General features: G+C 65.8%; 26 protein-coding genes. 12 read left to right on the top strand and 14 right to left on the bottom strand.

The features are described from left to right. Nucleotides 1-182 precede the first annotated feature (182 nt). From LGN17_RS08785 to LGN17_RS08760, 6 genes are all read right to left on the bottom strand, one after another. The gene (locus tag LGN17_RS08785; RefSeq protein ID WP_226195944.1) at nt 183-908 is read right to left on the bottom strand and encodes a DsbC family protein; all 726 of its coding nucleotides are present in this window, start codon (nt 906-908) and stop codon (nt 183-185) included. Between the two features lie 44 nt (nt 909-952). Beyond that, nucleotides 953-1,711 carry a DUF3658 domain-containing protein gene (locus tag LGN17_RS08780; RefSeq protein ID WP_226195942.1) on the bottom strand — a complete coding sequence of 253 codons (759 nt, stop codon included), beginning with the start codon at nt 1,709-1,711 and terminating at the stop codon, nt 953-955. Nucleotides 1,712-2,250: 539 nt separating this feature from the next. Beyond that, nucleotides 2,251-2,826 carry an HD domain-containing protein gene (locus LGN17_RS08775; protein WP_226195940.1) on the bottom strand — a complete coding sequence of 192 codons (576 nt, stop codon included), beginning with the start codon at nt 2,824-2,826 and terminating at the stop codon, nt 2,251-2,253. Nucleotides 2,827-2,933: 107 nt separating this feature from the next. Then, the gene (locus tag LGN17_RS08770; RefSeq protein ID WP_226195938.1) at nt 2,934-3,260 is read right to left on the bottom strand and encodes a hypothetical protein; all 327 of its coding nucleotides are present in this window, start codon (nt 3,258-3,260) and stop codon (nt 2,934-2,936) included. Beyond that, nucleotides 3,261-3,827, bottom strand: coding sequence for a helix-turn-helix domain-containing protein (locus LGN17_RS08765; protein ID WP_226195936.1), 567 nt, complete (start codon nt 3,825-3,827; stop codon nt 3,261-3,263). Nucleotides 3,828-3,911: 84 nt separating this feature from the next. Further along, nucleotides 3,912-4,550, bottom strand: coding sequence for a hypothetical protein (locus LGN17_RS08760; protein ID WP_175953225.1), 639 nt, complete (start codon nt 4,548-4,550; stop codon nt 3,912-3,914). Nucleotides 4,551-4,897: 347 nt separating this feature from the next. On the opposite strand from LGN17_RS08760, the gene LGN17_RS08755 reads away from it, so the two are divergent. The 3 genes from LGN17_RS08755 (at nt 4,898) to LGN17_RS08745 (ending at nt 7,975) form a co-directional block, all read left to right on the top strand. Next, nucleotides 4,898-6,301, top strand: coding sequence for an HdeD family acid-resistance protein (locus LGN17_RS08755; protein ID WP_226195934.1), 1,404 nt, complete (start codon nt 4,898-4,900; stop codon nt 6,299-6,301). 96 nt (nt 6,302-6,397) lie between these two features. After that, on the top strand, nt 6,398-6,976 hold the full coding sequence (locus LGN17_RS08750; protein WP_226195932.1) for a hypothetical protein: 579 nt from the start codon (nt 6,398-6,400) through the stop codon (nt 6,974-6,976). Nucleotides 6,977-7,243: 267 nt separating this feature from the next. Then, entirely contained in the window at nt 7,244-7,975 is a 732-nt protein-coding gene (locus LGN17_RS08745; protein ID WP_226195931.1) for a ribonuclease T2, read from the top strand. 46 nt (nt 7,976-8,021) lie between these two features. Here the strand turns inward: LGN17_RS08745 and LGN17_RS08740 are convergent, their stop codons facing one another. Continuing rightward, complete coding sequence (locus LGN17_RS08740) at nt 8,022-9,482, bottom strand: fatty acid desaturase family protein (protein ID WP_226195929.1); 1,461 nt, start codon at nt 9,480-9,482, stop codon at nt 8,022-8,024. A 61-nt stretch (nt 9,483-9,543) separates the two neighbouring features. Between LGN17_RS08740 and LGN17_RS08735 the strand changes: the two genes are divergently transcribed. Beyond that, a complete protein-coding gene (locus tag LGN17_RS08735) occupies nt 9,544-10,254 on the top strand; it encodes a hypothetical protein (protein WP_226195927.1) in 711 nt (236 codons plus the stop codon). A 9-nt stretch (nt 10,255-10,263) separates the two neighbouring features. Then, entirely contained in the window at nt 10,264-11,379 is a 1,116-nt protein-coding gene (locus LGN17_RS08730) for a hypothetical protein (RefSeq protein WP_226195925.1), read from the top strand. Here LGN17_RS08730 and LGN17_RS08725 read toward each other — a convergent pair. Next, entirely contained in the window at nt 11,367-12,266 is a 900-nt protein-coding gene (locus LGN17_RS08725; RefSeq protein WP_226195924.1) for a hypothetical protein, read from the bottom strand. The genes LGN17_RS08730 and LGN17_RS08725 overlap by 13 nt on opposite strands. Then, complete coding sequence (locus LGN17_RS08720; RefSeq protein WP_226195923.1) at nt 12,263-13,150, bottom strand: metal-dependent hydrolase; 888 nt, start codon at nt 13,148-13,150, stop codon at nt 12,263-12,265. Before LGN17_RS08720 ends, LGN17_RS08725 begins: the two co-directional genes overlap by 4 nt. A gap of 95 nt (nt 13,151-13,245) precedes the next feature. Between LGN17_RS08720 and LGN17_RS08715 the strand changes: the two genes are divergently transcribed. The 3 genes from LGN17_RS08715 to LGN17_RS08705 are packed head-to-tail and all read left to right on the top strand — an operon-like array spanning nt 13,246 to nt 16,923. Then, nucleotides 13,246-14,184: a fatty acid desaturase gene (locus tag LGN17_RS08715; RefSeq protein ID WP_226195922.1), complete on the top strand. Its 939-nt coding sequence runs from the start codon at nt 13,246-13,248 to the stop codon at nt 14,182-14,184. Continuing rightward, nucleotides 14,184-15,782, top strand: a complete 1,599-nt coding sequence (locus LGN17_RS08710) for a GH3 auxin-responsive promoter family protein (RefSeq protein WP_226195921.1) — start codon at nt 14,184-14,186, stop codon at nt 15,780-15,782. The genes LGN17_RS08715 and LGN17_RS08710 overlap by 1 nt, the downstream gene beginning before the upstream one ends. Before the next feature lie 4 nt (nt 15,783-15,786). Then, nucleotides 15,787-16,923, top strand: coding sequence for an aromatic ring-hydroxylating oxygenase subunit alpha (locus LGN17_RS08705; protein ID WP_226195920.1), 1,137 nt, complete (start codon nt 15,787-15,789; stop codon nt 16,921-16,923). A 21-nt stretch (nt 16,924-16,944) separates the two neighbouring features. Here LGN17_RS08705 and LGN17_RS08700 read toward each other — a convergent pair whose 3' ends face one another. Together LGN17_RS08700 and LGN17_RS08695 are read right to left on the bottom strand one after the other, a co-directional pair. After that, nucleotides 16,945-17,898, bottom strand: a complete 954-nt coding sequence (locus LGN17_RS08700) for a fatty acid desaturase family protein (RefSeq protein WP_226195919.1) — start codon at nt 17,896-17,898, stop codon at nt 16,945-16,947. 91 nt (nt 17,899-17,989) lie between these two features. Beyond that, complete coding sequence (locus LGN17_RS08695) at nt 17,990-19,519, bottom strand: FAD-dependent monooxygenase (RefSeq protein WP_226195918.1); 1,530 nt, start codon at nt 19,517-19,519, stop codon at nt 17,990-17,992. A gap of 149 nt (nt 19,520-19,668) precedes the next feature. Between LGN17_RS08695 and LGN17_RS08690 the strand changes: the two genes are divergently transcribed. After that, entirely contained in the window at nt 19,669-20,343 is a 675-nt protein-coding gene (locus tag LGN17_RS08690; protein ID WP_226195917.1) for a TetR/AcrR family transcriptional regulator, read from the top strand. Between the two features lie 63 nt (nt 20,344-20,406). On the opposite strand, the gene LGN17_RS08685 is transcribed toward LGN17_RS08690, so the two are convergent. Further along, the gene (locus LGN17_RS08685) at nt 20,407-21,042 is read right to left on the bottom strand and encodes a cysteine hydrolase family protein (protein ID WP_226195916.1); all 636 of its coding nucleotides are present in this window, start codon (nt 21,040-21,042) and stop codon (nt 20,407-20,409) included. A gap of 334 nt (nt 21,043-21,376) precedes the next feature. On the opposite strand from LGN17_RS08685, the gene LGN17_RS08680 reads away from it, so the two are divergent. Both LGN17_RS08680 and LGN17_RS08675 read left to right on the top strand, forming a co-directional pair. Further along, a complete protein-coding gene (locus LGN17_RS08680; RefSeq protein WP_226196453.1) occupies nt 21,377-21,763 on the top strand; it encodes a VOC family protein in 387 nt (128 codons plus the stop codon). Nucleotides 21,764-21,823: 60 nt separating this feature from the next. Continuing rightward, the gene (locus LGN17_RS08675; RefSeq protein ID WP_226195915.1) at nt 21,824-22,333 is read left to right on the top strand and encodes an AAA family ATPase; all 510 of its coding nucleotides are present in this window, start codon (nt 21,824-21,826) and stop codon (nt 22,331-22,333) included. Between the two features lie 199 nt (nt 22,334-22,532). Here the strand turns inward: LGN17_RS08675 and LGN17_RS08670 are convergent, their stop codons facing one another. Together LGN17_RS08670 and LGN17_RS08665 are read right to left on the bottom strand one after the other, a co-directional pair. Then, nucleotides 22,533-22,910 carry a cytochrome c gene (locus tag LGN17_RS08670; protein WP_226196450.1) on the bottom strand — a complete coding sequence of 126 codons (378 nt, stop codon included), beginning with the start codon at nt 22,908-22,910 and terminating at the stop codon, nt 22,533-22,535. Nucleotides 22,911-23,046: 136 nt separating this feature from the next. Continuing rightward, entirely contained in the window at nt 23,047-23,961 is a 915-nt protein-coding gene (locus LGN17_RS08665; RefSeq protein WP_226195914.1) for a glutaminase, read from the bottom strand. Between the two features lie 219 nt (nt 23,962-24,180). Here LGN17_RS08665 and LGN17_RS08660 point away from each other — a divergent pair, with 219 nt between their 5' ends. Then, nucleotides 24,181-24,891 carry a response regulator gene (locus LGN17_RS08660; RefSeq protein ID WP_166961862.1) on the top strand — a complete coding sequence of 237 codons (711 nt, stop codon included), beginning with the start codon at nt 24,181-24,183 and terminating at the stop codon, nt 24,889-24,891. Nucleotides 24,892-24,953: the final 62 nt, after the last annotated feature.

The following is a 24,953-nucleotide window of genomic DNA, read 5'->3' as shown; positions in this document are numbered from 1 at the left end:
GTGCCGACGACATTGCCGGATCGAATACTGAGCGCTGTCATCGGTGCAATCAGTGAAATTGGTGAGCAAGCTCAAGTGCGTGGAGACGGTGGTTGCGCCCTTTAGCTCGTCGACTGCGAGCGATAGGAAAAACGGTTTTCAAGCTTTTTTGCGACGAAGAATAGCTCGGATAATGGATGTCGTTACATTCGATCAATTCTGGCAGTTAATTCTTTTCCGGAAATAAATCCTTCGACTCTTTCGCCGGATGGCAGGAACGTGGTTGGTGTTCCCTTGATGTTTAGTTTCTTTCCCAATGAGACAAGCTCTTTGATGACGTTCGATCGACATGGTGTGCGAGGTACAGCGATTTTTCCTCTTTGTGCCCACTGTTTCCATGCCAGTGACGGGTTTTCAGAACAAAGAATCATCTCGGATTTTGTAACGGAGTCGGCGGAAAGGGTGGGGTGCAGGAAAATATAAATGGTTGTGTTTGGGATGCTGTCTAGCGTGGGGCTCATTTTTTTACAAAATGAACAATTCGGATCGAAGAAGGTGGCGATTATTCGCTTGCCATTTCCATTTTTTATTTTTATTGCATAATTAAATGGAAGATCGGCGACGACTGTGCTGTTGATTTCATTGAATCGATTTTCTGTAAGGTTTTCTTGGTTGGAAGTGTTGATTATATTTCCAATGACGACATACGCGCCCGTCGGATTGCTGTAGAAAACCCGAGAGCTAGCGACTACCTCGTATAGACCGACGATTGGAGATTCGCTGACGGCCTCTATTTTCAATTCTGGAATTTTCACTTGCAGGATTTTCTTCAATTTTTCTTCTTCTTGAGCGGCGAATGAATTGCTATGTATGGCGGCCAGGATGGCGGCCAGGAACAACGCCGCCTGCAATTTCGATTTTCCGGACATAGTGGTTGAATGTCGTAGTCTGAGTGATTGTGCAAGAGAGTAGTCTATGGGGTTGCTGATCGTATCTGGGTTTGTGTAATGTCCGAGTCAGTCTGTTTTGCTATGACGCCGTTCGCGACGAGTTTCTCAAGTCGATGGTAAAGAAAAATGTCACCCGGAAATTGCTGATGCTCGGCACGGAGATTTTCCATTATTCGAAGTACCGGTAACGGAGAGGGCTCCCAGTCGGCCGTCACGGAATCGATGATGTATTTGTCAAAGCTTGATGACGTGAAGGACTGAATTTTTCCGATTGGGTTGATTAATCTGAAATCTGAATTTTCATTGATCAATATATTCCATTCTTTAATGTAAAGGTCTATTTCGCTTGACGTTTTTATAACTGCGTTACCGAGTGATTCGATAAAATTCTCGGAATTCGAGGGTGCAGAATGAATGTCGTGGATGTTGCGCGAAATCATTGAAAATTGTCGTGGCCTGCTTGCGCTTATCCAGTGCAGGAAATTCGCATACTCGTCGGATGAAAGCACGTCTACCCACGTGTAAATTTCCTTGAACTCGTCGGTTGCGGTAAAGGCTTCATCGATTTTTATATTTTTTGGTGTATAACCAAAGTGCTCGATAAACCATGCGGAGAGCGTTTGAATGCTACGGTTCTTGAGTGGCCCGAAGTGCCAGTCCCCATTAATAAAAATGCATGAACCTGTAATGTTTTTGCTTGCAGCTGAAGATGAAACGGCATCAAAGGCAGCCTCGGAGAATGTTACATGGAGCACTTTTGTGTGATTTGTCTCGGAATTCATGGAGGGTTGTGGAAAATTTCAAGGCTTTCTGATGAAAAGGAAACTTGAACTAAAGATTTATTATGTCCCTTCATTTTCTGGTTTGTGTGTTTGCTAGATTAGGTTGAGGTTGATGATTTTTCAACCAATTACTTTTTCGAGATTAATAAATTGTTTCTGAGTGTTAAAGTGTTAATTTTGTGAAATTAAATTGAGATTGGATTTGTGTTCTTTGTTTTTCTTTCAATGGTTTGAGAGGGGGGCGTTGGCTCAGGGGCGTCGCAGAGCTTGATCGAGTGGGAAGAAATCTTTCAAGTGTCTGAACAGCGAATGAAGGGGCAGGCTTCAAGTGCCGTGCGTCGGCTCGCGATCGGTTGGTGTTCCGAGCGACCAATATGCACGTCAGCCAATAGATATGTGCAAGAGTCGCTGTCGCAATGTCGATCATTGGCAAAAAGGGGGCTATTTCGCGTCTGGTATGGTGAGTTCAGCGGCACCGCGATTCTGGGAGGCAACGCGGGAGTCAGGCAGAAGACGGTATTCGCTTGATTGCGCGAGGGTTACCTGCGAAGTGCATCGATCCTGCATTGCGTATCCGCGTCGACGATTTCGCGGATTGCGCTGAACAGCGGCGCGGCGTTGGTATAGCGCCGGCCGTAGCCGAGATTGAACGCGTAGTCGAAATCGGCCGGATTGCAGCCCTGGTTGTGCTGCAGGATCGTTTCGAGCTTGTCGAGCGCCTTTGCCGCGCACGCTTCCGGCGTGGCTGCCGCCTCATATTCATCCCACAGTGCGACGATCTCGTCGCGCGGTGCGGCGTCGAGCGGCGCGGTCAGCGTCAGCAGATCGTCGCGTTCGTGCGCGCTTTTGTCGGGGTGCGCGGCCTGTTCGATCGCAGGGATGTCGCCGTGCAGCGCCTCGCCGAGATCATGGACGACGCATAGCTTCAGCAACTTCAGCGTGTCGATGCCGGGCAGCGCGTCCGCGAACACGAGTGCCATCAGGCACAGCCGCCAGCTGTGCTCGGCCGTGCTTTCCGCTCGCCCGGACGACGTGTAGCCGCTGCGCAGCACATCCTTCAGGCGTTCGGCTTCACGCAGAAAAGCGAGCCGCGCGTGGATCGTATCGGAGGTCATGGTCGGCTTCCTTGCGATGAGCCGCCAAGCGTAATGCGGGTGGGCGCGGTTCGTCCACGCATGAAATATGCGTGGTGCGCGCGGGATCGGGGCGCTTCGTCGCGCGCCTACCTCACGAACAGCCCGGCCCAGCAGAACAGGGCGAAGAAGCCCATCTGAACAATGACGATCACGGTAAACAGGTAGGGGCTGCTGCGGCGCGCCACGCGTCTGCCGCCGGCGTTCGCCACCCCCGAGCGAAGCGCGACCAGCACGGCGGCGCCCATATAGATAATGAACGCGACGATCACGAGTTCTCGCATGACATTCGTCGGCATGTGGCATGTCCCCTGGGCGTGTTGCCATTTACGTTCGCATCTTTTGCGTTGCGTGCCGGACACGTTGAAGTACGCCGTGCCGTTGCCGGCGTGCGGTTCTTCATTGCGACCCTGCAATCACGCATCCTGGAGCGTCTCGACGAGCCGCGCGGCCGACCCGTCCGACAGCATCATCCGTGTCCACCGGCACACGCTGCCGCGGATCGGCACGACACGCGACGCATTCGCGCCGGTATCGAATTCGACGCTCGGCGGCCCTGCATCGTCATGCCAGCCGAGCGTGTCGAGCGCGGCTTCCATGCGGGCAATTTCCGGCGTCGCGTAGCGCCACAGCGACGTGCCGAGCAGCATCGACAGCGGCCGCGAGAATTCGGCGGCGCGCGCGGGCGAAGAAGCGAGCAGGCGGTGCGTGAGGTCGCACACGAGATGCATGCGGCCCGTGCTGCCCGCGATGAGCCGCGCGAGCGCGTAGTCGCCCGCGGAATCGAGGCGCGCGGCGAGCAGCCGCTCTGCCGTCGCGCGTTCGTCGGGCGACATCTGCTGAATGCCGGCTTCCCAGCGCGAGATCGTCGATTGCGCCACGCCGAACAGTTCGGCCGCATGGCTTTGCTTGACGCGATGCAGCGCGCGCCAGCGCTTCAGTTGCGGGCCGAGCGGGGGCGTGTGAAGCGGTGATGCGGTCATGGCGATGCTCCGGTTGCGGTCGTGGTGTGCGCTCGCGTGCCGCGGGCTGTCGACGTCGGCACGGCAGGCGCACCGCGCGCGCCGTTACATGATCCGGAGGCCGCCGTTTGCGTGGATCGCGATGGCCGCGAACGGCACGAGCACGATGCCGCCCAGCACGAGCACGCCGTCGGCGGCCACGGTAATCGGCGTGGCGAGAATTCGCAGGCCCATGCCGACGACGGACGGCGATTCCTGGATGTACACCGAGTACTGCTTGTTGAACGGCTGCGTGACGCCTTTGTCCTTCGCGGCGAAGCCTTCCGTCGAGTAGCGTTTGCCGTCGATGTCGCCTTCGAGCACGAGACCGGCCGGTTCGGCGACGAATCCGTCGGCGGCGGCCGCCTGTCGATCGTCGTCCGACGCGTCCTTCGGCAACACGATCCGGTAGTGGCCGGTGACGCTGCCGCCGGTCGCATGAAAGCCGGCAAACGTCGTGTGCAGCGATTTCCGGTAGCCGGACAGCAGTACCGGCCGCAATTGGGCCGGCAGATCGAAGATGTAGTGGTAGCGCATGCCGAGCACGACCAGTTTCTTGCCGTCCTCGGAAATCATGAATCCGGATACGTATTCGCTGTATGCGTCGTCCTTGTACAGCTTCGGCGTGAAGCAGCCCGACAGCGCAAGGCTGCTGGCGGCCACGCCGGCGGCCAGCAGGCGCCGGCGCGTGATCGATACGGTCATTGTTGTTGTCCCGTCTGGTGCGGCTCGGTTCAGTTCAGTGGCTTTCGCCCTCGGAAGCCGGATTCTCGCGTATCCGCCGAGCGTTGTCGAACGGGATTTCTGCCACGGCAGCGGTCGGTGGCCCCTGCCGGCACGGCGCCGATAACGGTACCGTCGCGCTTTCAAGCGTCTCCGTCATATCTTATTATTCGGCCAGTGCGGGGGATCCCGGCCGCCAACGGTCATGTCGAGGCATGGCGCGCCGGTACGAATTACCGCCTTTTGGCTTGCGCGCCGCACGATGCGCGGTCGAAACGACAGGAAACGCGTGACCAGCGCGTGTCCCGAAAAAATGACGAGAGGGCGCGATGGTACGACTGGTCTTGCTGCTGCTGGGCATCGAATACTTGCGCACCCGCTGGCGCGGGCTGACCGTGCTCGGCTGGGTATGGGTCGTCGCGGGCGTCGTGATCTTCGTCGATGCGCTCGACGGCGCGCTGCATTTCCCGATCCAGATCTTTGCGTGGCTGTTCCTGATCGAGGGGCTCGCAACGCTCGCGGTGGCCGGCAGCGGCGTCGGCGGGCAGCGCATCCTGCGCTACGTGAAGGGGATCGTGGTCGTGGTTGCCGCCGGGCTCGTGTTCGCGGGGCATCACCACGGCCATTTCCTGCTGTCGATGATCTTCGGCACGCTGTTTCTCGTCGACGGGCTGCTGCAGTGCACCGCCGCGTGGATGGTGCGCTATCGCCGCTGGAACGTCGCATTCGCATGGGGCGTCGTCGAGATCCTGCTGGCGATCTTCTTCTATCAGCCGTACCCGACGCACTACGTGGGCACCGTGCCGTACTGCCTCGGCCTGCTGCTGATGTTCGGCGGGATGCACATGCTGAGCCTCGCCGCGCGCGTGCGGCGGCTGACGCGCAATCCCGCGTTCGCAACCTCGCCGGCGCCGGCGCTCGCGCCGGATCTCGACGATACGCGCGACCGGCCGCATTTCGCGCAGTCCGAATGGGACGGCCCGCCGGCCGACGGCGAGCATGCGCTCACCGTGCACGTGTGGACGCCGACCGGCACGTCGAAGGCCGAAGCGCAGCGCTATCCGGTGATCGACCGCTATATCGCGGCCGTGGACGTGAACGGCGTGATCTCGACCGGGCACGCGGCGCTGGAGGCGCCCGAGGGCATCTATATCAGCCTGTATCCGGGTGTCGAAATCGATCGTTCTCCGGACGAATTCACACGCATCCTGCGCGCGACACGCGAAAACGACGTGCCGGGCCTGTTCCAGCCCGACTACGCGACCGAGTCGAAGGCGTGGTGTCCGTCGACCGTGCGCGTGCGGATCCGCAACTACGATCCGGCGAAGCTGGATGCCTTCTGGTCGTCGTACCGGCAGGACGCGACGTACAACCTGACGCACCGCAACTGCTCGAGCACGGTATCGAACGCGCTCGAAGCCGCGCTCGACGGCGCGGTGTGGCGGTTGAAGGGCGCGCGTGCCGGGTGGGGCGCGTTCGTGCGGTTGCTGCTCACGCCGGAGCTGTGGGTTGCCGCGCAGATCCGCAAGCGCGCGGTGACGATGGCATGGACCCCCGGGCTCACGCTCGACTATGCACGCGCGCTCAGCATGCTCGCCGATCCGCGGCCGTTCGCGTGGTGGAAGGTCGCGCGCTCGGCCGTGAAGGCGATCATGGTGTCGCGCCGCACGTGGCGCGAGCAGGACAACGCGGCGCTGTCGCCCGGCGGATCGGAGGCTGCGTCGATGAAGTGATCGCGTGCCGCCGGGCGCGGGCCCGGCGTCACTGCGGCTGCCACCGCGCGGTCGCGCGATGTTGCCCGCCACGAGAACCCCCATACGCAAACAACAATGAACAAGACGAGCGCATTCCGCATCCTGATTCCCACCGCGCTGGCGCTGACGAGCGCCGGCTTCGCGCAGGCGAGCGTGGACGAAGTGCCGCGCATGAGCGACGACGTGTACCGGACGTCGGTGTCGTTCTGCTCGAACGTCGCGGCCGACGAGAAGATCGAGTGCCAGGGCGACATGATCGCCGCAGGCAGCCGGATCGTCGCGGCGATCGGCGGCCTGCCGCCGGCATCCGCCACGTCGATCGACGAAGGCGCGCGCAACAAGCTGCCGGCGGCGGAGCGCAAGGGGCTCGCACCGGTCGAGCCGGGCGCGATCGACAAGGACGACGACCTTGCCGGCCTCGCCGGCATGGTGCGCCTGTGCGACGTGTACGAATCGGAACCGGCGTCGCGCGCGCGGCATCACGCGGCGCTGAAGCAGCAGGTGCCGGACGCCGCGCCGCGCGTCGAGGCGTTGCTGGCCGATGCGTCGACGGCGGCGCGCCAGCGCGTCAGCATCGGCGTGTGGCAGATCCTCGCGCTCGAAGGCCCCGAATCGATCACACGCGCGTGCACGCAGCTGGGCGCCGGATCGTGAGGGGCGGCGTGCCGCATGCGTGCGCGAGCCGGTGTCGATAGTGCGGCGTCCGCGGCGGTGCCGGCCGGTCAGTCGCTCACGATCGTAGCCGGCCTGATCCGCACCGGCTTGCCCAGCGTGCGGGCGACCGGCGAAGCCTGTGTCGCGTCGCGCGTTCTTTCGTCCACCTTCACATTCGTGCCACGTTGCGTCGGCAACAATCGCGGACAGACATTCGACAACCTTGCGGCGCATCCCGCGACCGCAGGCCTTTTCCGAGGAAACGCCATGCTCAAGACGCTCGCCCGCGCCGCTGCCGCACTCGCCGTCGCTTCCGTTTCACTGCACGCCGCCGCGCAGACCAGCTACGACTACCTGTTGCTCGCCGCGTCGTGGGAGCCCGGCTTCTGCGCGTCGCACGACACGCCCGAATGCACGAACCTCGCCGGCACGTATGCGGCGACGAGCCTGTCGCTGCACGGCCTGTGGCCGAACAACTACGACGGCAACCAGCCGTTCTACTGCGGCGTGCCGCAGAACGACATCGACCTCGACAACGCGCATCAGTGGTGCAGCATGGATGCGTATCCGATCAGCAGCGCCACCCGCAACACGCTGTCGACGTACATGCCGGGCGTCGCGTCGTGCCTCGACAAGCACGAGTGGTTCAAGCACGGCACCTGCTCGAACTCGGCGACGCCCGATGCGTACTGGAACCAGGCGTCCGGCATGATCAGCCGGCTCGGCAACACGTCGTTCAACACGTTCCTGCAGGCGAACGCGGGCAAGACGGTTACGCGCAACCAGCTGCTGTCGGCGTTCGAAGGCGCATTCGGCAGCAATACGCGCAGCGCGGTGTCGCTGAAGTGCACGAAGACGAATGGCGTCAGCTACTTCACCGAAGCGTGGATCGCGGTGAAGACCAATGCGACCGCGCAATTCCCGAGCGCCGCGTCGCTCGTGACGGACGGCAATACGCAGGGCACGTGCCCGACGTCGGGCGTGTATATCGCGAAGTAACGGGGCAGGGGGCGACGGCGCGCGACATCGCGCACGCCGTCGCCGGTCACGGCTTCGGCGGGATGCCCGACCACAGCAGCCGGGCCAGTTCCGGTGCGTCGAGCTGCGGCTCGTGTTCGTCGATAACGTCGGGCAGCGCATGCCACGGCACCGCCGGATTCCGGTGATGCTGCAGATGAAGATTGATGTGATACGGCCACACGAACACGCGGCCGATCCAGCCCGTGCGCCACGAATACGTCCAGTCGGCCCAGCCGGGCGTCGCGTGCGGGCCGCCGCTGTGCTCGGCCATGCTGCGGATCTTCTGCAGCAGCACCGACAGCGTGAGCAGCGGCGCGAACCACAGCGCCGCGACCAGCAGGATCGTTCGCGCGGAACAGGCCCACGCGAGCAGCGCGACGATCACCGCCCATACGGCCGCGGCCGCCTGGAACGGCAGGCCGAGCCGCATGTTCTGCCCGCCCGCGCGCCGGAATGCCGCGATGTTGCGCACCATGTTCAGCACGAACAGATCGCCGAGCAACTGCCGCGCGAGCGGCCATGCGTTGAGCGGCCGGAACCGCCACGGCTGGCCGTGATAGAGAAATTGGCGCTCCGGATCTTGCGCGGTGCCGAGATGCCGGTGATGCGCGAGATGCAGCGGCCGGTAGAACTCGACGGGCACGAGCCCCGGCACGCCGATTGCGACGTTGATCAGGAAATCGTTGAAACCGCGACGGCGCGTGAGGTGATAGTGAGTCGCGTCGTGATACAGGATGAACAGCGCATGCTGCCGCGTCGCGACGACGAGCACCGCAAGCGCATACAGGTACCACGCGCCGAGCGTGACGGCCACGCGGATCGCGACGACGATGCACGCCCATTCGAGCAGCGCGGCCGCAACCGTGCGCAGGTCGACCTCGATGCGCAGCAACGCGAGCGTGAACGTGCCGGCCGCGATGCCGGTCGTGCAGCCCCATGCGACATCGGCGGCGCGATGCTGGCCGGTGGTCAGTACCGTTACCATCAGCAGCGCGCTCCACGCGACGAACAGCACGGCTGACCGTTGCCGCAGCGCCAGCAGCACGATCGCGATCGCGACCGGCAGCGCGACGTGCCCGCTCGGCGATGCGGCAAGCGGCGTATCGATTCGCTGCAGCCACGCGATCCAGCTGTCATGAGCGGGCGGCCACGCGACGGTGGTCGGATGCAGCAGATGGCACACGAGGCAAACGCCGGCCGCGAGCGCGCCGGCGAAGAACGCCGGCAGCAGCCATGCGCGGCCGCGCCCGAGCCAGACGAGCGCGGGCATCGCGAACAGGTAGCTGAGGTAGAGCGGCACGGTGCCGGGCAGCAGCGGAACCGCGCGATCGAGCGCGCTTGCCGGAACGAGCGTGACCGGCCCGAGCGGCAGGTGCGTGACGAATGCGTAGAACGCGCCCGTCACGACGAGATAGGCGGCGAGCAGCCGCCATGGCCGGGCGATCGGCGCGTCGTTCGCTTCCTGGCGGAAAACGGCGTGGGACATGGCGGGAGCGGGCGGGTAACGGGCTATCATAGCAAGCTGTTCAGTCTTGCAGGAGTAGCCGATGGAGTTGCGTGCCACCGCCGTCGAACGAACGGCCCTGGGCCCGGACGACATCGACCGGATGTTCTCGTTGTATGCGGCGTCCTATTGCGACACGGTCCGTGCGCAGTTCGACCGCGACCTCGGCGACAAGACGCACTGCATCGTGCTGCGCGACGGCGGCGGCGCGATCCAGGGCTTCTCGACGCTCAGGCAGTACGAGACACGCTGGCGCGACGCATCGATCCGCGTGATCTTTTCCGGCGATACGATCATCGATCCCGCGCATTGGGGCACGCAGCATCTCGCGTTCGCGTGGATCCGCCACGCGGGCGCCGTGTGGCGGCAGGCGCCCGCCGTGCCGCTGTACTGGTTCCTGATCTGCAAGGGGCATCGCACCTATCGCTACCTGCGCGCGTTCGCGCGCGACTACGCGCCGCGTGCCGACAACCTGACCGCACCGGCCACGCAGGACCTGATGGATCACCTGGCCGCGAGCCGCTACGGGCACGCGTACGATTCCGCTACCGGCCTGCTGTCGTTCGACATGCCGCAGGGCCGGCTCACGCCCGCGCTCGCGGAGGTGCCGGCCGCGCACCGGCGGCTGGCCGACGTCGACTACTTCCTCGCACGCAACCCCGGCTATGCGCAGGGCGACGAACTCGTGTGCCTGTGCGAACTGTCGGCGTCGAACCTGCGGCCGCTCGCGCGCCGGCTGTTCGACGGCAGGTGAGCCGCGCGCATGCGGATCCGTCTCGCGCAACCGGCCGACAACGCGCGCATCCTCGATTTCCAGTCCCGCCATGCGATGCAGGGCAGCCTGCCGCTGCGCTTCGATCGTGCGCCCGACTACTTCGCGCTGCATCGCTGCCACGCCCCGCATCACGAGGTCTGGCTCGCGGAGGATGAGCGCGCGTCGCTGAAGGGGCTCGCGAGCCTCGTCGTGCGCGACGGCTATCTCGGCGAACGCGCGCAGCCGGTCGCCTATCTCGGCGACCTGCGGCTGATGCCCGACCGGCGGCTGTCGCGCGAGTGGACCGACTCGGTGCGCGAACGCCTCGCGACGCTGCGCGCCGACGCCGGCGTGCAGCATGCGTATTGCTGCATGATCCGCGACAACCGGCTCGCGGTGCAGTCGTTGGCACGATCGCGGCGCGAGAACCGGCTGCGTTTCGCGCACTGGCACGGCTACGAGAACGTGTCGATCTATGCGCAGCGCGGGCTGTCGTCGGCGCCGCGCAGCGTGCCGGGCGTGCGGATCGTCGATGCGCAGCCGCATCATGCGGACGCACTGCGCGCGTTTCTCGATGCCGAATCGTGCCGCCAGCCGTTTGGCGGCGTATTCTCCGCGGACGAGTTCGCGCGGCGGCTCGACACGTGGCCGTCGTTCGGCATCGGCGCGTTCCTGCTGGCGCTCGATGCGCACGACAACCTGCTCGGCTGCGTCGCGCCATGGGACGCCGGCGATATCAAACGGATCGTGCTCGAACGGCTGCCGTTGCCGCTGCAGGCGGTCCGTGCCGCATTCAATGCACTCGCGCCCGCATTGCGCCGCCCGCGTATCGCGGCGCCCGGCGAGCCGTTGCGCGACGTCTACCTGACCCACCTGCAGGTGCGCGACCGCGATCCGTCCGTGTTCGCGGCGCTGCTCGATGCCGCGTGGCTGCGCGTGCGCAACAGTCACGCGCTGATGCAGTTGTGCCTGTACGACGGCGATCCGCTCCGGCCGGCGCTTGCGCGCTACTACGCGGCGCGTACGCCGATGGATCTCTATACGCTGTCGACCGGCGAGCCGGCCGCACCGATCGACGGCCTGCTGGCCGGCCGCGTGCCGGGCTTCGAGATCTACCTGGTCTGAGCGCGCGTGACGTGCAGCAGGTCGGCGAGCGCGAGCCAGAAGCGCCCGGCGTCGAAGCCGAGCCCGCCGAGCACGGGCTGGCCGTGGTCAAGCCGCGGCAGGCAGACCTGCGGGACGCCGGCCATTACCTGGTGTTCGAGATAGAACTGTCCGTCGTGCGCGCAGCCGGGACGATGCCCGTTCAGCCGCCCGTGATGCGAATCGAAGCGCGTGGATGCCTCGACGGACCAGCTCACGCCATGCACGAGATGCAGGTCGCGCGGCAGCGCGGCAAGCATGGCGCCGACGCGCGGATCGCGCCGGCTGCTGATGTCGCGCGTGCCCGCGTCGGCCCAGCGCGTGCGCAGCATGCGGCGTGCGATGCGGTCAGGCCACGGCGCGGCCGCATGCGGCGCGATGCCGTGTCGGAAGATCGTATCGACGATCGCGGACGGGCCGCACGGCGGCTGCATGAGCGCGAGGCCCGCGCAACGCGCGGCCAGCGCCGGGTCGCCGACGAGCGCGGCGAGCGTGTCGATGCCGCCCTTGCTGTGCGCGAGCGCGACGAATTCGCCGCCGGCGGGCAGGTGCGTGCGCAGGTACGTCCCGATATGCGCGCCCTGATCGAACACGCCGCGCGCGGAACGCACCGGCACCGTCAGCACGCGATAGCCGGCCGCGCCGAGCGTCTGCCGCGCACCGCGATTGCAGCCGGGCAGCCATTCCGAATACAGCCCGGCGACGAGCGCGACCGTCGTCGTCAGCGGCAGGCGGGCGGTGCGCCGCGTCCAGCCGTCGATGAACGCATCGGTCCGGTCGAGGTTCGCCGCGGCACGCGCGAACGGCGTTGCCGGATAGTGGCGCCGCCAGTCGTCGAACCCGTCGGGCGTCCACGGCGCCCGCGTCATGCGTGCGACTCCGGTTCGCGTTCGGCGCCGGCCAGGTACGGTGCGAGCGCGGCGCGTGCCGCGCGCAGCGCCGCGTCGCTGTCGAGGCGATCGGGATGGAAGCGCGGCGAGAACCAGCACAGCCACATCGGCATCACGCGCGTGAAGATGCCCGGCGCGACGAACAGCCAGCGCAGCAGTTGCAGCCAGCCGCGCAGGTTCCAGGTCTGCCCGTCGACGGCGACGAGGCGGTGCACGAAATGGATCAGGTCGATCACGAAGTAGACGGAGATCCCGAGCATGGCCGCGCAGCGCACGACATAGCGCCGCGCCGCGTTCGGCATGGCCGCCGCGAACACGTCGAACGCGACCGTCTTGTGCTCGGTTTCCTCGATGGCATGCCAGCGCCACACGGCCGCCATCGTCGGATCGGCGCCGTCGAGGATCGCCGGGTCGCTCAGCAGCCGGTGCGCGAGGATCGTCGTGTAGTGCTCGAGGCACGCGGTCAGCGCGAGCCGCGTGACGGGCGATACCTGCCGCGCGGCATTGCGCTGGCGTTTTTCGAGCAGCGCTTCGAGCGCGTCGACCGGCACCCGCTGCGACGCGAGGCGCGCGTTGTAGAGCCGGTGCACGCGGATATGCGATGCTTCCTGCCGCACGAACGCATCGACGTCGGCCGCGAGCGTCGCGTCGCCGCCAACCTGGTCGCGAAACGGCCGCACGCTTTCGATGAAGAAGCGCTCGCCGAGCGGAAACATCACGGAAAACGCGTCGAAGAAGCGCGTGACATGGCACGCGCCGCGATACCAGAAGCGCGGAATGCGTGCGTCGATCGCGAAGCGCACGTCGCGGGTCGGCATGCGCGACGCGGTGCGGTCGGCGGGCGTGCGGCGCAACGGCCGCATGCTAGTTCCGCCCCGTCAGGGACGGGGCGCGGGCCGTTACCGGCGGCTGACGCATCTGTTGTATCCTCCCGTGCAAACAACCACCATTCCGAGCCATGAACCGACCGAGCGCGCCAGCCGCTGCCGTGCAGACCCGACGTTACGATCGTGCGAACCTGCTCGTGCTCGCGCTGCAGAGCGTGGTGTGGGCCGGCACGCTCACCTGGCTCTCGCATACCGGCGTCGGCGCGATCAAGTGGCTCGCGCTCGTGCCGTTCTGCCTCGTGATGCAGGGCGTGTTCTCGATGATGCACGAAACCTTCCACGGGTTCGGGCATCGCCGGCCGATCGCGAATTATATGATGATGTGGTGGGCGTCCACGATGTTCGGCGCGGCCGCGACGCTCATTCACGTGAACCATCTCGGCCATCACGTGCGCAACCGCACGCGCGCCGAACGAGCGGATTTCGCGACCGCGGACGAATCGCTGCTGCGCAAGTGCATCGAATACTACGCCGCGATCCTCGGCGGCATCTGGCTCGGCGGTTTCGTCGGCAGTTTCGTGCTCGCGCTGGTGCCCGGCCGAACGATGCAGCGGCTCGCCGCGCGTGGCGACGACAACACCTACGCGGCCGCGTTCAAGGAATTCACGACGGCCGACTTCCGACGGATCCGCTACGAAACGCTCGCGGCAGTCGGCGCATGGCTGCTGGCCGGCTGGCTGCTCGACTGGTCGGTGTCGACGGTGCTGGTCGCGTATCTCGCGTTCGCGTTCTCGTGGTCGTCGCTGCAATGGGTGTACCACATGCGCACGCCGCTCGACGTCGTCGAAGGCACGTACAACATGCGCGCGCCGACGCCGGTGCGCTGGCTGCTGCTGAACTTCAACTACAACCTCACGCATCATCGCCGCCCCGCGCTGCGCTGGCAGGACATGCACGCGGTGTCGGACCTGCGCGAGACGCGGCCGCTGTGGTACGGCTGGCTCACGATCTTCGCGCCGCCGCGCCGGCTGCCCGACGATCTCGCGCAACTCGACAAGACCTATTTCTGATGGACGCTTCGGTACGCAGCCCGCTCGACGCATGGCGCACGTTCGCGCGCGCCGCGCAGCCGGACGTCGATCGCTGGCAGGCCGGCCTCGAAGCGCCGGGCGACGCGCAGGCGCGGCGGCTCATGGCGCTGCTCGCCGCGAACCGCGATACGGCGTTCGGCCGCCGGTTCGGCTTCGACCGGATCGATGGCCCCGCGCAGTTCCGTGAGCGCGTGCCCGTGCAGGCGGCCGCCGATTTCCTGCCGTGGCTCGATCGCGTGTCGCACGAAACGGAACCGGTGCTGACCGCCGAGCGCCCGGTGTTCCTCGAACGGACGAGCGGCAGCACCGCGCACCAGAAGCGCATTCCTTATACGCCTGCGTTCCTGCGCGAACTGCAGGCCGCGATGATCGTATGGCTGGCCGACATGTATCGCGCTTGTCCGGCGCTCGGCGAGGGGCGCGCGTACTGGTCGATGTCGCCGCCGCTGCAGGCGCCGGGTGTCGCGCCCAACGGGATTCCGGTCGGCTCGGCGAGCGATCTCGACTACCTCGGCGACAGCAGCGCGGCCGCGCTCGCGTCGACGCTGCTCGTGCCGCCGCTGACCGGCAACGCGGCGACGTGGCGGCGCGAGACGCTGCGCGCGCTCGTCGCGGACGAAGCGCTTGCGTTCATCAGCGTATGGAGCCCGACCTTCCTGACGAGCGTGCTGCGCCCGCTGTTCGACCGCGACGATGCCGACGGCGCATGCGATCTCGCATGGGTCGAGGCGTCGTTGCCGGCCGACCGCCGCGCGGCGCTGCGCGGTGCGATCGGGGATGGCGACTGCCGTGCGCTGTGGCCGCGCCTGGCCGCCGTGAGTTGCTGGCTGGACGGCCCGAGCAAGCATTACGCCGACGCGTTGCGCGTGCGGTTTCCGCAGGTGCAATGGCTGCCGAAGGGGCTGTTCGCGACGGAAGGCGTCGCGAGCATTCCGTTCGGCGCCGGTGACGGTTGCCCGCTCGCGATCGGCAGCCACTACCTCGAGTTCGTGCGCGACGACGGCAGTGTGTGCGACGTCGAAGGGCTGCGACCCGGCGACGAGGCACAGGTGCTGCTGACCACCGGCGGCGGGCTGTATCGCTATGCGCTCGGCGATCGCGTGCGCGTGGTCGGCATGGCCGTGCGCACGCCGCGCATTGCGTTCGTCGGGCGCGCGGCGGCGAGCGCCGATCTCGTCGGCGAGAAGCTCGACGAACGGATAGCGGCCGATGCGCTGAATCGCGCGCGCGGGCAGTACGGCGAAGTCGGCGCGTGCATCGTGCCGTGTGTCGCGAAAGAAGGGCTGCCGCATTACGTGTTGTGCGTCGCCGGCGAGATCGGTGCCGACGCGGCCGGCGCCATGTGTGCAGCCGTCGAAACCGGACTGGTGCAGGCGTTCCACTATGCGCACGCACGCCGCCTCGGCCAGCTCGGCACGCTGCGCGTGCGACGGCTGGGCCGATCGCCGGAACGGCTCGGCGACCTGCTGCAACAGGCGGCCGAACGGGCCGGCATCCGTGCGGGCGACGTGAAGCCGTGCGCACTCGTGACGCGGTTGCCGGTGGCCGATGCGCTGCTTGCGATGACGAATGAATGACGCGATGAACGACATGATCGAACGACGCGGATGCGGGCAGGATTGCCCGTCGCGCGATGCGGCCGGCTCGCGCGAGCCTGTACCGCCGGCCGACGGCCTGCACGAGCAATGGTTCGTCGCGTGCACCGAACGCGAACTCCCGCGCGACAAGCCGCTCGGCGTGCGGATCCTCGATACCGGCATCGTGCTGTTCCGGCAACGCGACGGCCGCGTCGCCGCGCTGATCGACCAGTGCGTGCATCGCGGCACGCGGCTATCGGCCGGGAAGGTCGACCGCGACACGCTCGTGTGCCCGTATCACGGCTGGCGCTACGACGGCGAAGGTCGGGTCGTCCACGTGCCGAGCATCGACGGCACGCAGCCGGCCGGCACGCCCGGCCGCTATCCGTTCCGGCAGCGCACGCTGCCCGTGCGGTTGCTCGACGGGCTCGTGTGGGTGTATCTCGGCGCGGGCGATCCGTCAGCGCGCGCGATTTTCCGGATGCCGTTTTACGACGTCGCGCCGTGGCAGTCGTACTTCATGGTGAACACGTTCGACGGCGACATCGCGATGCTCGCGCAGAACTTCATGGACGTGCCGCATACGGTATTCGTGCACGACGGGATCTTCCGCAGCAGCCGTGGCCAGGCGATGGAAGCGACGGTCGCGACGACAGCGGACAGCGTCGCCGTCACGTATCACGACGGCGACGACAAGATCGGCTTCTGTCTCGACTGGCTCACGAACCCCGATCGCGTGCCGCTCGCGCACGTCGACCGCTTCATCGCGCCGAACGTGACGCGCTGCGACTATCTGTGGGGCGAACGTTCCGGTTTCCTGATCGTCAGCCAGATCACGCCGATCGATGCGCGCCGCTCGCGCGTCTATACGTACATCGCGTATCGCTTCCGGCTGCCGCGCTGGATGTTGCGCGCGCTGCGTCCGCTGCTGAACCTGTACACGCATCTCGTGATCCAGCAGGATGTGCGGATCATGCGCGCGCACCGGCAGGGCCTCGACAACGCGCCGGGCTTCCGTCCGCATAACGTGCGCGCCGACATCGTGCACGTCGCGATCGACCGGCTGCTCGATGCGGTGAAGCGCGACGAGCCGCTGCCGGCCGCGCAGTGCGGCGAAAAGGTGATGCGCTTCGAGCTGTAGGCGCCGCGCGACGCAGGGCAGCTAGCGTGTGGAGCGGGTCTGGCCGGGTGCGGGCGGCGTGAATGCGGCGCCGTCCGTCAGGTAGCGGTGCACGGCCGGCAGATGTTCGAGCGCGAGCGCCGGATACGCGTGATGCACCTGGTGATAGCCGATATTGCGCGGATACAGCACGAGCTTGCCGATCCAGCCGAACGTCATCGTGCGTGTCATCTGCCAGATCGATTCCGGCGTGCGTTCGTCGATCTCGACGTGCTGGTGTTCGAGCAGCACGCGGTTCGCGTTCATGATGCCGCCGACGATCCACGGCAGTCCGTAGTAAGTGAAGAACGGCAGATCCCAGTGCACGACGGCCGCAATCGCGAGCAGATAGCCCGCACCATGCGGCAGGTCGGCGCGCGCGCATGCGATGACTTCAGGGTGACGGCGCAGATCGTGGCGCGAGCGGTCCTGCATGAAGCCGCGCGCATACCACGGCCGGAACGCGGGCCACGCGAGCGCAAGCGGCGCCATCAGCGCGCGCAGCGGCCACCAGACCGGCAACAGCGCGCCGCGCAGCATCATCACCCGCTGCACCCAGCCGCCGCGCGCGGCCAGCCGGTGCAGGTACGGATCCTCGGCGGTGCCGACCGCACGGTGATGGCGCAGGTGGTGATAGCGCATCGCGGCGATCGACGAACCGATCGTCCAGCCGGCGAGCGCTTCGACGAGCGCGAGCGGCAGCGTCATGCGCCGCATCGGGAGATGGCAGGCATCGTGCAGGATCACGCCGAATGCCTGCAGCCGGCCCGCGATCAGCAACACGGCCGCGACATGGACGAACGGATTCGGCACGAAGCGGATCGCGGCCCAGCACAGCAGGATGCCGAGCCAGTCGATGCACGCATAGCGGACGAGCCGCCACGGCCGCGCGCCGGCTGCGAACGGCAGCGTGCGGTTCAGTTCGGCAGGGGTCGGCAGGGCGGATGGCGTTGGCATTCGATGAGGTCGGGCACACCGGCGACGGCGCGCATGCAGGCGTATCGGTCGGCAATATACACCGGATTCCTCAGACGACGAGCGGCCGCATTCAACGCGCGGCGCAGGGCTTGCCGAACCATCGCGCTGCAGCGTGCGCGGCTTCGTCGGCGCTCGCAGCATCGTCACCGGCCCACGCGACGACACCGTCGGGCCGCACGAGCACGGCGCGCAATCCCAATCGGTCTTTCGCATCGCTGGCGAGATAGGCGATCCGGTCGCACCAGCGATTGGCGAGCGCCTGAAACTGCCTTCCGCCATCGAAGTCCAGCAGTACACCTTTGCCGTGCCTGACGTATTCGCCGAGCCGGGTTCCGTCGGCCAGTTCGAAGTCGGGAACGCTGCGCCCCACGAGCGGATGGCCGCCGCCGAGATCGTACGCAACGGACATCCCCCATACACGCTCGGCGAAGTAAGTCGCGCCGTCGCGGGTGTCGACCAGGTCGCGGACGATCGCCTCGAGCGCGCGCGAACTCCGGGCTGGCCGCATCAGCGCGACCTGCGCGCGCGACCAGTCGAGTACGCTGGCGCCCACCGGATGCCGCTCGTCCGTATAGCTGTCGAGCAGGCCGGCCGGCGCGTCGCCACGAATCGTGGCGGCCAGCTTCCAGCCGAGATTCATCGCGTCGCCGATCCCAAGGTTGAGCCCCTGGCCGCCGAGCGGCGAGTGGATGTGCGCGGCGTCGCCCGCGAGCAGCACGCGGCCGTTGCGATAGGTGCTCGCCTGGTGCGCGCGGTCCGTCCACGTGGTGGCGAGCCGCAGCGCCGTCAAGGTGACGCCGGTGCCGGATACGCGACGCAACACCGCCTGCGCATGGTCGAGCGGGACCGGCCCGCGCCGGTGGAACGCGCCGCCGTCGAATTCGACCATCGCGATGGTCCCGGGCGGCGTATACGTATACATGCCGGTGGCGGTGTGGTGACGGCCGGGCGCCAGCGTGCCGGGATCGGCGAGTTCGACCTCGATCGTGTAGCCGGTGAATTCGGGATCGGTGCCGGCGAACGTGAAGCTGCCGGCCTTGCGGACCGTGCTGCGGCCGCCGTCGCAGCCGACGAGCCAGCGTCCGCGCCACGCGTTGCCGCTTGCGTGCAGCGTGACCGCATCGTCATCGTCCGACTGGTCGAAGCCCTCGACGCGGATGCCGCGCCGGATCTCGACGCCCGTCGCGCTCGCGCGGGCGGCCAACGCGGCTTCGACGCGTTCGAGTTCGGTCGGCATGGGGGTGCCGGCCGGGCCGGGCAGGCGGTACGGCCATCGGGATGTATCGATGCGGTCATGGAAGAACGGGATGCCGGCGAAATGGCCGCCCGGACGGCGCGATTGCTTCATCCAGTGCGCGGTGTCGAATGTACCGGGCGGCATCGTGATGTCGTCGAGCAGGCCACGACGATAGAACGCTTCGAGGGTGGGCGCCGACAAGCCGCGCATGCCGAACGGCAGCCGCTTCAGCGGAGAGGCCGGATCGCCGGCCTGCTCGACCACCAGTACCGACAGGCCGGCAACGCGCAACTCGCACGCGAGAAAGAGGCCGACAGGGCCGGCGCCGGCAATCAGGACATCATGGGTGACGGGCTGGGTCATCGAGGGCTCGGTTTCCGGCCAGGGCGGGCCGATGTCGGTAAGAACGGCGGCACCTGACAGCGGGCGTGCGCCAGGAATGGGAATAGTGTGGAACGCTGTTCCATTTCGAGATATTGGAACGTTGTTCCAGGTGTGTCAAGCTACCGCGCATGACAACCCGGAACCGAACCGAACGACGCGCCGACGCGCTGTCGAAAGAGCGGATCGTCGACGCCGCGATCGACATCCTGGACAACGACGGCGAAGGCGCACTGACGTTTCGCACGCTTGCCGCGCATCTGGCGACCGGAAGCGGCGCGATCTACTGGCATGTCGCCGACAAGCACGACCTGCTCGCGGCGGCCGCGGATCGGGTGATCGCCGGCGCGATGACGAACGAGTCGGCGGCGCCTGACGGCGATGCGGCGGAGGCGATCCGTCACGTCGCGTTGCGTCTGTTCGATGCGTTCAGCGCACATCCGTGGGTGGGCGCGCAGTTGTTCCGCGCGCCGTGGCAGGACGCGGTGCTGCGGATTCTGGAAAGCGTCGGCGGACACCTGCAGGCGCTGGGCGTGCCGGAGCCCGCGCAATTCAACGCGGCATCCGCGCTGATGCACTACATCTTCGGGCTGGCCGGCCAGTACGCGGCCGGCGCCCGCCTGCATCCGCGCGATCCGGCGCAGCCGGAGATCGTTGCGGCCGTCGCCGACCGGTGGACGCAGCTCGATCCCGCGGCATATCCGTTCGTGCGCAAGGTGGCGGCGCAACTGGCCGCGCACGACGAGCGCGAGCAGTTCGTGGCCGGCGTCGACCTCATCCTGAAAGGGATCGGAACGGCCCGGTAGTGGTCATCCCACGGGCCGATTCGCGTCAAGCCGCAGGCCTCTAACGCTCGCGCGTGCGCTGGTTTACTCGATCAGCCGCAACGCGTCCGCGAGCGACAGCACCGTCGTGCGCGATTCGAAAGCGGTGGAGAACAGGTGCTCATGCACCACCGGGTCCGGGTCGTAACAGCAGTCCTTGACCGTGTACAGGCGGAAGTCCGCGTCGCTCGCGTGGGCGATCGACGACAGCATGACGCCCGTCGACGCGATGCCGACCATGATCAGCGAGTCGACACCTTGTTCAACCAGCCGCGCCTGCAGATCGGTGCCGAAGAACACGCTGGCGCGGTGCGCAACGATCAGCGGCTCGCCGGGCTGCCGGCCGAGTTCCGGCGACGGGCCGTCGTCGACGAAGAGGCCGAGCTGCTTGATGCCCTGGCCGTTCTTGTTGCGCGGGCTGATTTCCGGATAGCCGGGGCTGAACCGGAGGTTCGCGAACCAGACGCCGATGCCGCTTGCCCGGGCCGCATCGCAGAGCCGGCGCGTATTGGCGAGCAACCCGGGCGCGACGGACGGGAAGAGGCCGAGGATGTCGGTCTGGTAATGCATGACGAGCAGCGCGGTGCTTGACGGCACGATGGCGGGAATCGGCGCGAATGGGTTGTCGCCGGGAGTCGTGCGGGTTGCCGTTGCGATATCCGGTGCGTTTTGCCGAGTCATGAACGAGAGTCTCCGATTGCCCGCGGGGAATTTCAGCGTTCCCGATTTGTACCGGAAATTCGGGGTGCTTGCCGATGCGATTCTCGTAGGGGCGTTTTGCCGCGTCGCGGGGCCATCCCCGCCAAACCGGCGCCACGTCCCTGCGCCGCCGCAATATACTGGCGTGCGTTTTATCGACCCACGGTCGTTCGCGGTCGTGCGATGCCCATGTCGATCGTCGGCCGCGATTGCTTGCCAATGCCGGCTTGCCGTTTTCGCGCGGAGCGTGCCCGAAGCGGCAATGCCCGGCGCGATGCCATTTCCTGTCACGTTGCGCCAACACGAGCTACACGTCATGCCAGTTACCGGATTCAGTCACTACAATTTGCGGGCGGATCGGCAGACACTCGATTCGCTTCGCGATTTCTACGTCAGCATCGTCGGCTTGCGGGAAGGGTTTCGTCCGCCGTCCAAGCGCTTCGGGTATTGGTTGTATGCGGGCACGCAGGCCGTGCTGCATCTGTCGGAAGCGCCGCCGGGCGAGTCGCGCCCGTCAAACGTTGCCAATACGTTCGATCATGCTGCGTTCTCCTGTGCGGACGCCGACGAAATGGCGCGTCATCTGACCGACGCCAACGTGGCGTTCACGCGTGCCCACGTTCCGCTCACCGGCCAGATCCAGATTTTCCTCCGCGATCCGGCGGGCAATGGTGTCGAGCTGAATTTCGCGCCGGCCGAGTGACCGAGCCGAGAACAGTTACAAGGCGCCACGACGGCGCTCGACCTCGAGGAAGGGGATTTCATGGCAGTGGTACATATCGTTTTCGGGCCGCAAGGTGCCGGCAAGTCGACTTACGCGCGGACGCTCGCGGCCTCGTCCGGAGCGACGCGTTTCTCGATCGACGAGTGGATGGCGCAGCTGTACGGCCCGGACCTTCCGAGCCCGATCGAATTGAACTGGCTCATGGAGCGCGTGCAGCGTTGCGAGCGTCAAATCTGGGGCACGGCCGAACAGGTCGCTAAAAATGGCGGGAACGTCGTTCTGGATCTCGGTTTCATGAAGGCGCGAAATCGTTCGGCGTTTGCCGAACGAGCCCGGGACGCCGGCATTTCGAGTGAACTGCACTTTGTCACCGCACCGCATGACATTCGTCGCGGTCGTGTCCTGACCAGGAATACGGAACAGGGCGAAACGTTTTCGTTCGAGGTATCGCCTGCCATGTTCGACTTCATGGAAAAGGAATTCGAAGTGCCGACGGATATCGAGCTCGCGTCCGCAACCGTGTTCCATTCTCATGGCGCGGCTGCATGATCGTGCGATCGGGCCGGCGCTTGAGGGCCGGCGCGGGTCGCTGAGCGGCAGGGGCCAGAGCCGGCGGAACGTGCCGATTCCCGGTGCGCGAAACCGGCGGCGGGCAATACCGGGCCCGGATGCTCGCGGCTCGTGGCCTCGTGTCGGGATCAGGGTGATCGCGGCGGCATTCCGGCAATACCAACTCGCATCAAGGTATTCATTTGTTTAAAATCAATCCGCTCATGTATTGACTCAAATCGCGAAAATCCTTGACCGTCCAGGGGTGCGGTGGCAGTTTTACGCCATTTTCTCGCAACGTTTTTGGAATCAGGTCCCCGTTTGGACGAAGTATTACTGATGAGACAATAACGCCCGGATAATCGTTGAGTCGTTTTTTGAAGGCGGGCGTCGTAAGGTCGGGTGTGGGCGGGTTGCTCTTGTTGGCCAATGGTCCTGTTCCTCTGGCATCTGCTCCGTGGCACATGGCACATCTCGCCAGGAAGATCTTTTTCCCGTTGTCGCTGTCCGCGAAGGCGAGGGATGTTTGAGCAAGCAATGACATTCCTAATAATGAAGCGACGAGGACTATTTTCATTTTTCGTGTTCTTGTTGTTTGAGCCGGTGCATGTCTCGGTGGGGTCGATTTCTGCCGAATGGCGAGTTTTCCGTTAAGCGTGCAGATATTCACCTGCCGGCATTGCGCCAGATGAGGCACGCCCAACTCCACCGCCTCAAAAAATCGACCTTCCCGAATAAGTCGTCAACCACTCCAGCGCCAGCGTCCCCGCCAGCGAGTTCCCGTTCGCATCGAGCCCCGGCGCCCACACGCACACGGCCATCTCGCCGGGCAGCACCGCGACGATCCCGCCGCCGACGCCGCTTTTCGCGGGCAGCCCGACGCGATACACGAAATCGCCGGCCGCATCGTAGGTGCCGCAGGTCAGCATCAGCGCCGACAGCCTTTTCGCGGAACTCGAATCGACGATCCGCTCGCCGGTGACCGGCGCGACGCCGCCGTTCGCAAGGAACAGCGCGGCGCGCGCCAGCTCGACGCAGTTCATCGTGATCGCGCACTGGCGGCAGTACGCGTCGATCACCGTGTCGGGCGGCATCTGCATGTTGCCGAAGCTCGCCATGAAGTGCGCCATCGCGCGGTTGCGCTCTGCGTGCTGCAGCTCCGACTGCGCGACGCGCGAATCGTAGTCGATGTCGTTCGTGCCGATCAGCCGCCGCACGAATTCGACGAGCGCCGTCTCGGCCCGCACGAAGCGGCGGCACAGCACGTCGGTGACAACCAGCGCGCCGGCGTTGATGAACGGATTGCGCGGCTTGCCGCGCTCGCTTTCGAGCTGCACCAGCGAATTGAACGCGGTGCCGGACGGCTCGCGCCCGACCCGCTCCCACAGCGCGTCGCCCAGCAGCTGGAACGCGAGCGTGCACGCGAACAACTTCGAGATGCTCTGGATCGAGAAGCGCTCGTACGCGTCGCCCACCGTGCAAACGTTTCCGTCCAGCGTCACGACGGCCATCCCGAACTTGTCGGCGGGCACTTTCGCGAGCTCGGGAATGTAGTCGGCAACCCGTCCCCGGCCAATCCAGGGGGTGAGTTCGGTGTGGATGCGTTCGAGGATAGTCTGGTAATTCATCGAGTCAGGCGGGTAGGTAAGCGGCCAGGATTCAAGCGAGCCCGTATGGAACCGTCCCGGCGCCGATTCGTCAAGCGCGGACGATATCGCGCCCTTATTCTCAAGACCTCTGAACAGGCAGTCTGCGGGCGCAGTATCATGCGGTACGTTTCGGCCAATGGCCGGCGTCCGGCACCGGCCGGCGCCGCCGCGGCTTCCCCGATGACCCGACCGCTGCCCATGTCTTTTCGCATCCTGCTCGTCGAAGACGACACCCGCCTGTCCACGCTGATCGCCGGCTACCTGCGCAAGAACGACTATGAAGTCGACACCGTGCTGCATGGGGACGCCGCGGTGCCGGCGATCCTGTCCATTCGTCCCGATCTCGTCATTCTCGACGTGAACCTGCCGGGCAAGGACGGCTTCGAAATCTGCCGCGAGGCGCGCAAGCAGTACGACGGCGTGATCATCATGGTGACGGCGCGCGACGAGCCGTTCGACGAACTGCTCGGCCTCGAGTTCGGCGCGGACGACTACGTCCACAAGCCGGTCGAGCCGCGCATCCTGCTCGCGCGGATCAAGGCCCAACTGCGCCGTGCGCCCGCGCGCGCGGCCGAGAGCACCGCGCCGCAGCCCGAGCGCTACGCGTTCGGCAAGTTCTCGATCGACCGCACCGACCGCTCCGTCGTGCTGCCCGACGGCAGCACGCCCGACCTGACGTCGGCCGAATTCGACCTGTTGTGGGCGCTCGTGTGCCATGCGGGCGAAGTCGTCAGCCGCGACGACCTGATGCTGCAGTTGCGCGGCGTCGAGTTCGACGGCCTCGACCGCACGATCGACGGGCGCATCTCGAAGCTGCGCCGCAAGCTGCGCGACGACGCGAGCAACCCGCAGCGGATCAAGACGATCCGCAGCAAGGGCTATCAATTCAGCAAGCACGCGTGGGAATGACGCGGCGTTCGTACGACGCCGTCATGTTCCGCGCGGGCATTCCACCCGCCGGCCGGGAGCCG

Source organism: Burkholderia sp. AU30280 (assembly GCF_020420125.1).
Classification (GTDB): Bacteria; Pseudomonadota; Gammaproteobacteria; order Burkholderiales; family Burkholderiaceae; genus Burkholderia.
This window is presented reverse-complemented; position numbering and strand designations above follow the sequence as displayed.

Bases quoted from the DNA above. Each gene is read 5' to 3' on its own strand.
- LGN17_RS08785 (WP_226195944.1), bottom strand. From the start codon at position 908: ATGTCCGGAAAATCGAAATTGCAGGCGGCGTTGTTCCTGGCCGCCATC.
- LGN17_RS08780 (WP_226195942.1), bottom strand. From the start codon at position 1,711: ATGAATTCCGAGACAAATCACACAAAAGTGCTCCATGTAACATTCTCC.
- LGN17_RS08775 (WP_226195940.1), bottom strand. From the start codon at position 2,826: ATGACCTCCGATACGATCCACGCGCGGCTCGCTTTTCTGCGTGAAGCC.
- LGN17_RS08765 (WP_226195936.1), bottom strand. From the start codon at position 3,827: ATGACCGCATCACCGCTTCACACGCCCCCGCTCGGCCCGCAACTGAAG.
- LGN17_RS08760 (WP_175953225.1), bottom strand. From the start codon at position 4,550: ATGACCGTATCGATCACGCGCCGGCGCCTGCTGGCCGCCGGCGTGGCC.
- LGN17_RS08755 (WP_226195934.1), top strand. From the start codon at position 4,898: ATGGTACGACTGGTCTTGCTGCTGCTGGGCATCGAATACTTGCGCACC.
- LGN17_RS08750 (WP_226195932.1), top strand. From the start codon at position 6,398: ATGAACAAGACGAGCGCATTCCGCATCCTGATTCCCACCGCGCTGGCG.
- LGN17_RS08745 (WP_226195931.1), top strand. From the start codon at position 7,244: ATGCTCAAGACGCTCGCCCGCGCCGCTGCCGCACTCGCCGTCGCTTCC.
- LGN17_RS08740 (WP_226195929.1), bottom strand. From the start codon at position 9,482: ATGTCCCACGCCGTTTTCCGCCAGGAAGCGAACGACGCGCCGATCGCC.
- LGN17_RS08735 (WP_226195927.1), top strand. From the start codon at position 9,544: ATGGAGTTGCGTGCCACCGCCGTCGAACGAACGGCCCTGGGCCCGGAC.
- LGN17_RS08730 (WP_226195925.1), top strand. From the start codon at position 10,264: ATGCGGATCCGTCTCGCGCAACCGGCCGACAACGCGCGCATCCTCGAT.
- LGN17_RS08725 (WP_226195924.1), bottom strand. From the start codon at position 12,266: ATGACGCGGGCGCCGTGGACGCCCGACGGGTTCGACGACTGGCGGCGC.
- LGN17_RS08720 (WP_226195923.1), bottom strand. From the start codon at position 13,150: ATGCGGCCGTTGCGCCGCACGCCCGCCGACCGCACCGCGTCGCGCATG.
- LGN17_RS08715 (WP_226195922.1), top strand. From the start codon at position 13,246: ATGAACCGACCGAGCGCGCCAGCCGCTGCCGTGCAGACCCGACGTTAC.
- LGN17_RS08710 (WP_226195921.1), top strand. From the start codon at position 14,184: ATGGACGCTTCGGTACGCAGCCCGCTCGACGCATGGCGCACGTTCGCG.
- LGN17_RS08705 (WP_226195920.1), top strand. From the start codon at position 15,787: ATGAACGACATGATCGAACGACGCGGATGCGGGCAGGATTGCCCGTCG.
- LGN17_RS08700 (WP_226195919.1), bottom strand. From the start codon at position 17,898: ATGCCAACGCCATCCGCCCTGCCGACCCCTGCCGAACTGAACCGCACG.
- LGN17_RS08695 (WP_226195918.1), bottom strand. From the start codon at position 19,519: ATGACCCAGCCCGTCACCCATGATGTCCTGATTGCCGGCGCCGGCCCT.
- LGN17_RS08690 (WP_226195917.1), top strand. From the start codon at position 19,669: ATGACAACCCGGAACCGAACCGAACGACGCGCCGACGCGCTGTCGAAA.
- LGN17_RS08685 (WP_226195916.1), bottom strand. From the start codon at position 21,042: ATGACTCGGCAAAACGCACCGGATATCGCAACGGCAACCCGCACGACT.
- LGN17_RS08680 (WP_226196453.1), top strand. From the start codon at position 21,377: ATGCCAGTTACCGGATTCAGTCACTACAATTTGCGGGCGGATCGGCAG.
- LGN17_RS08675 (WP_226195915.1), top strand. From the start codon at position 21,824: ATGGCAGTGGTACATATCGTTTTCGGGCCGCAAGGTGCCGGCAAGTCG.
- LGN17_RS08670 (WP_226196450.1), bottom strand. From the start codon at position 22,910: ATGAAAATAGTCCTCGTCGCTTCATTATTAGGAATGTCATTGCTTGCT.
- LGN17_RS08665 (WP_226195914.1), bottom strand. From the start codon at position 23,961: ATGAATTACCAGACTATCCTCGAACGCATCCACACCGAACTCACCCCC.
- LGN17_RS08660 (WP_166961862.1), top strand. From the start codon at position 24,181: ATGTCTTTTCGCATCCTGCTCGTCGAAGACGACACCCGCCTGTCCACG.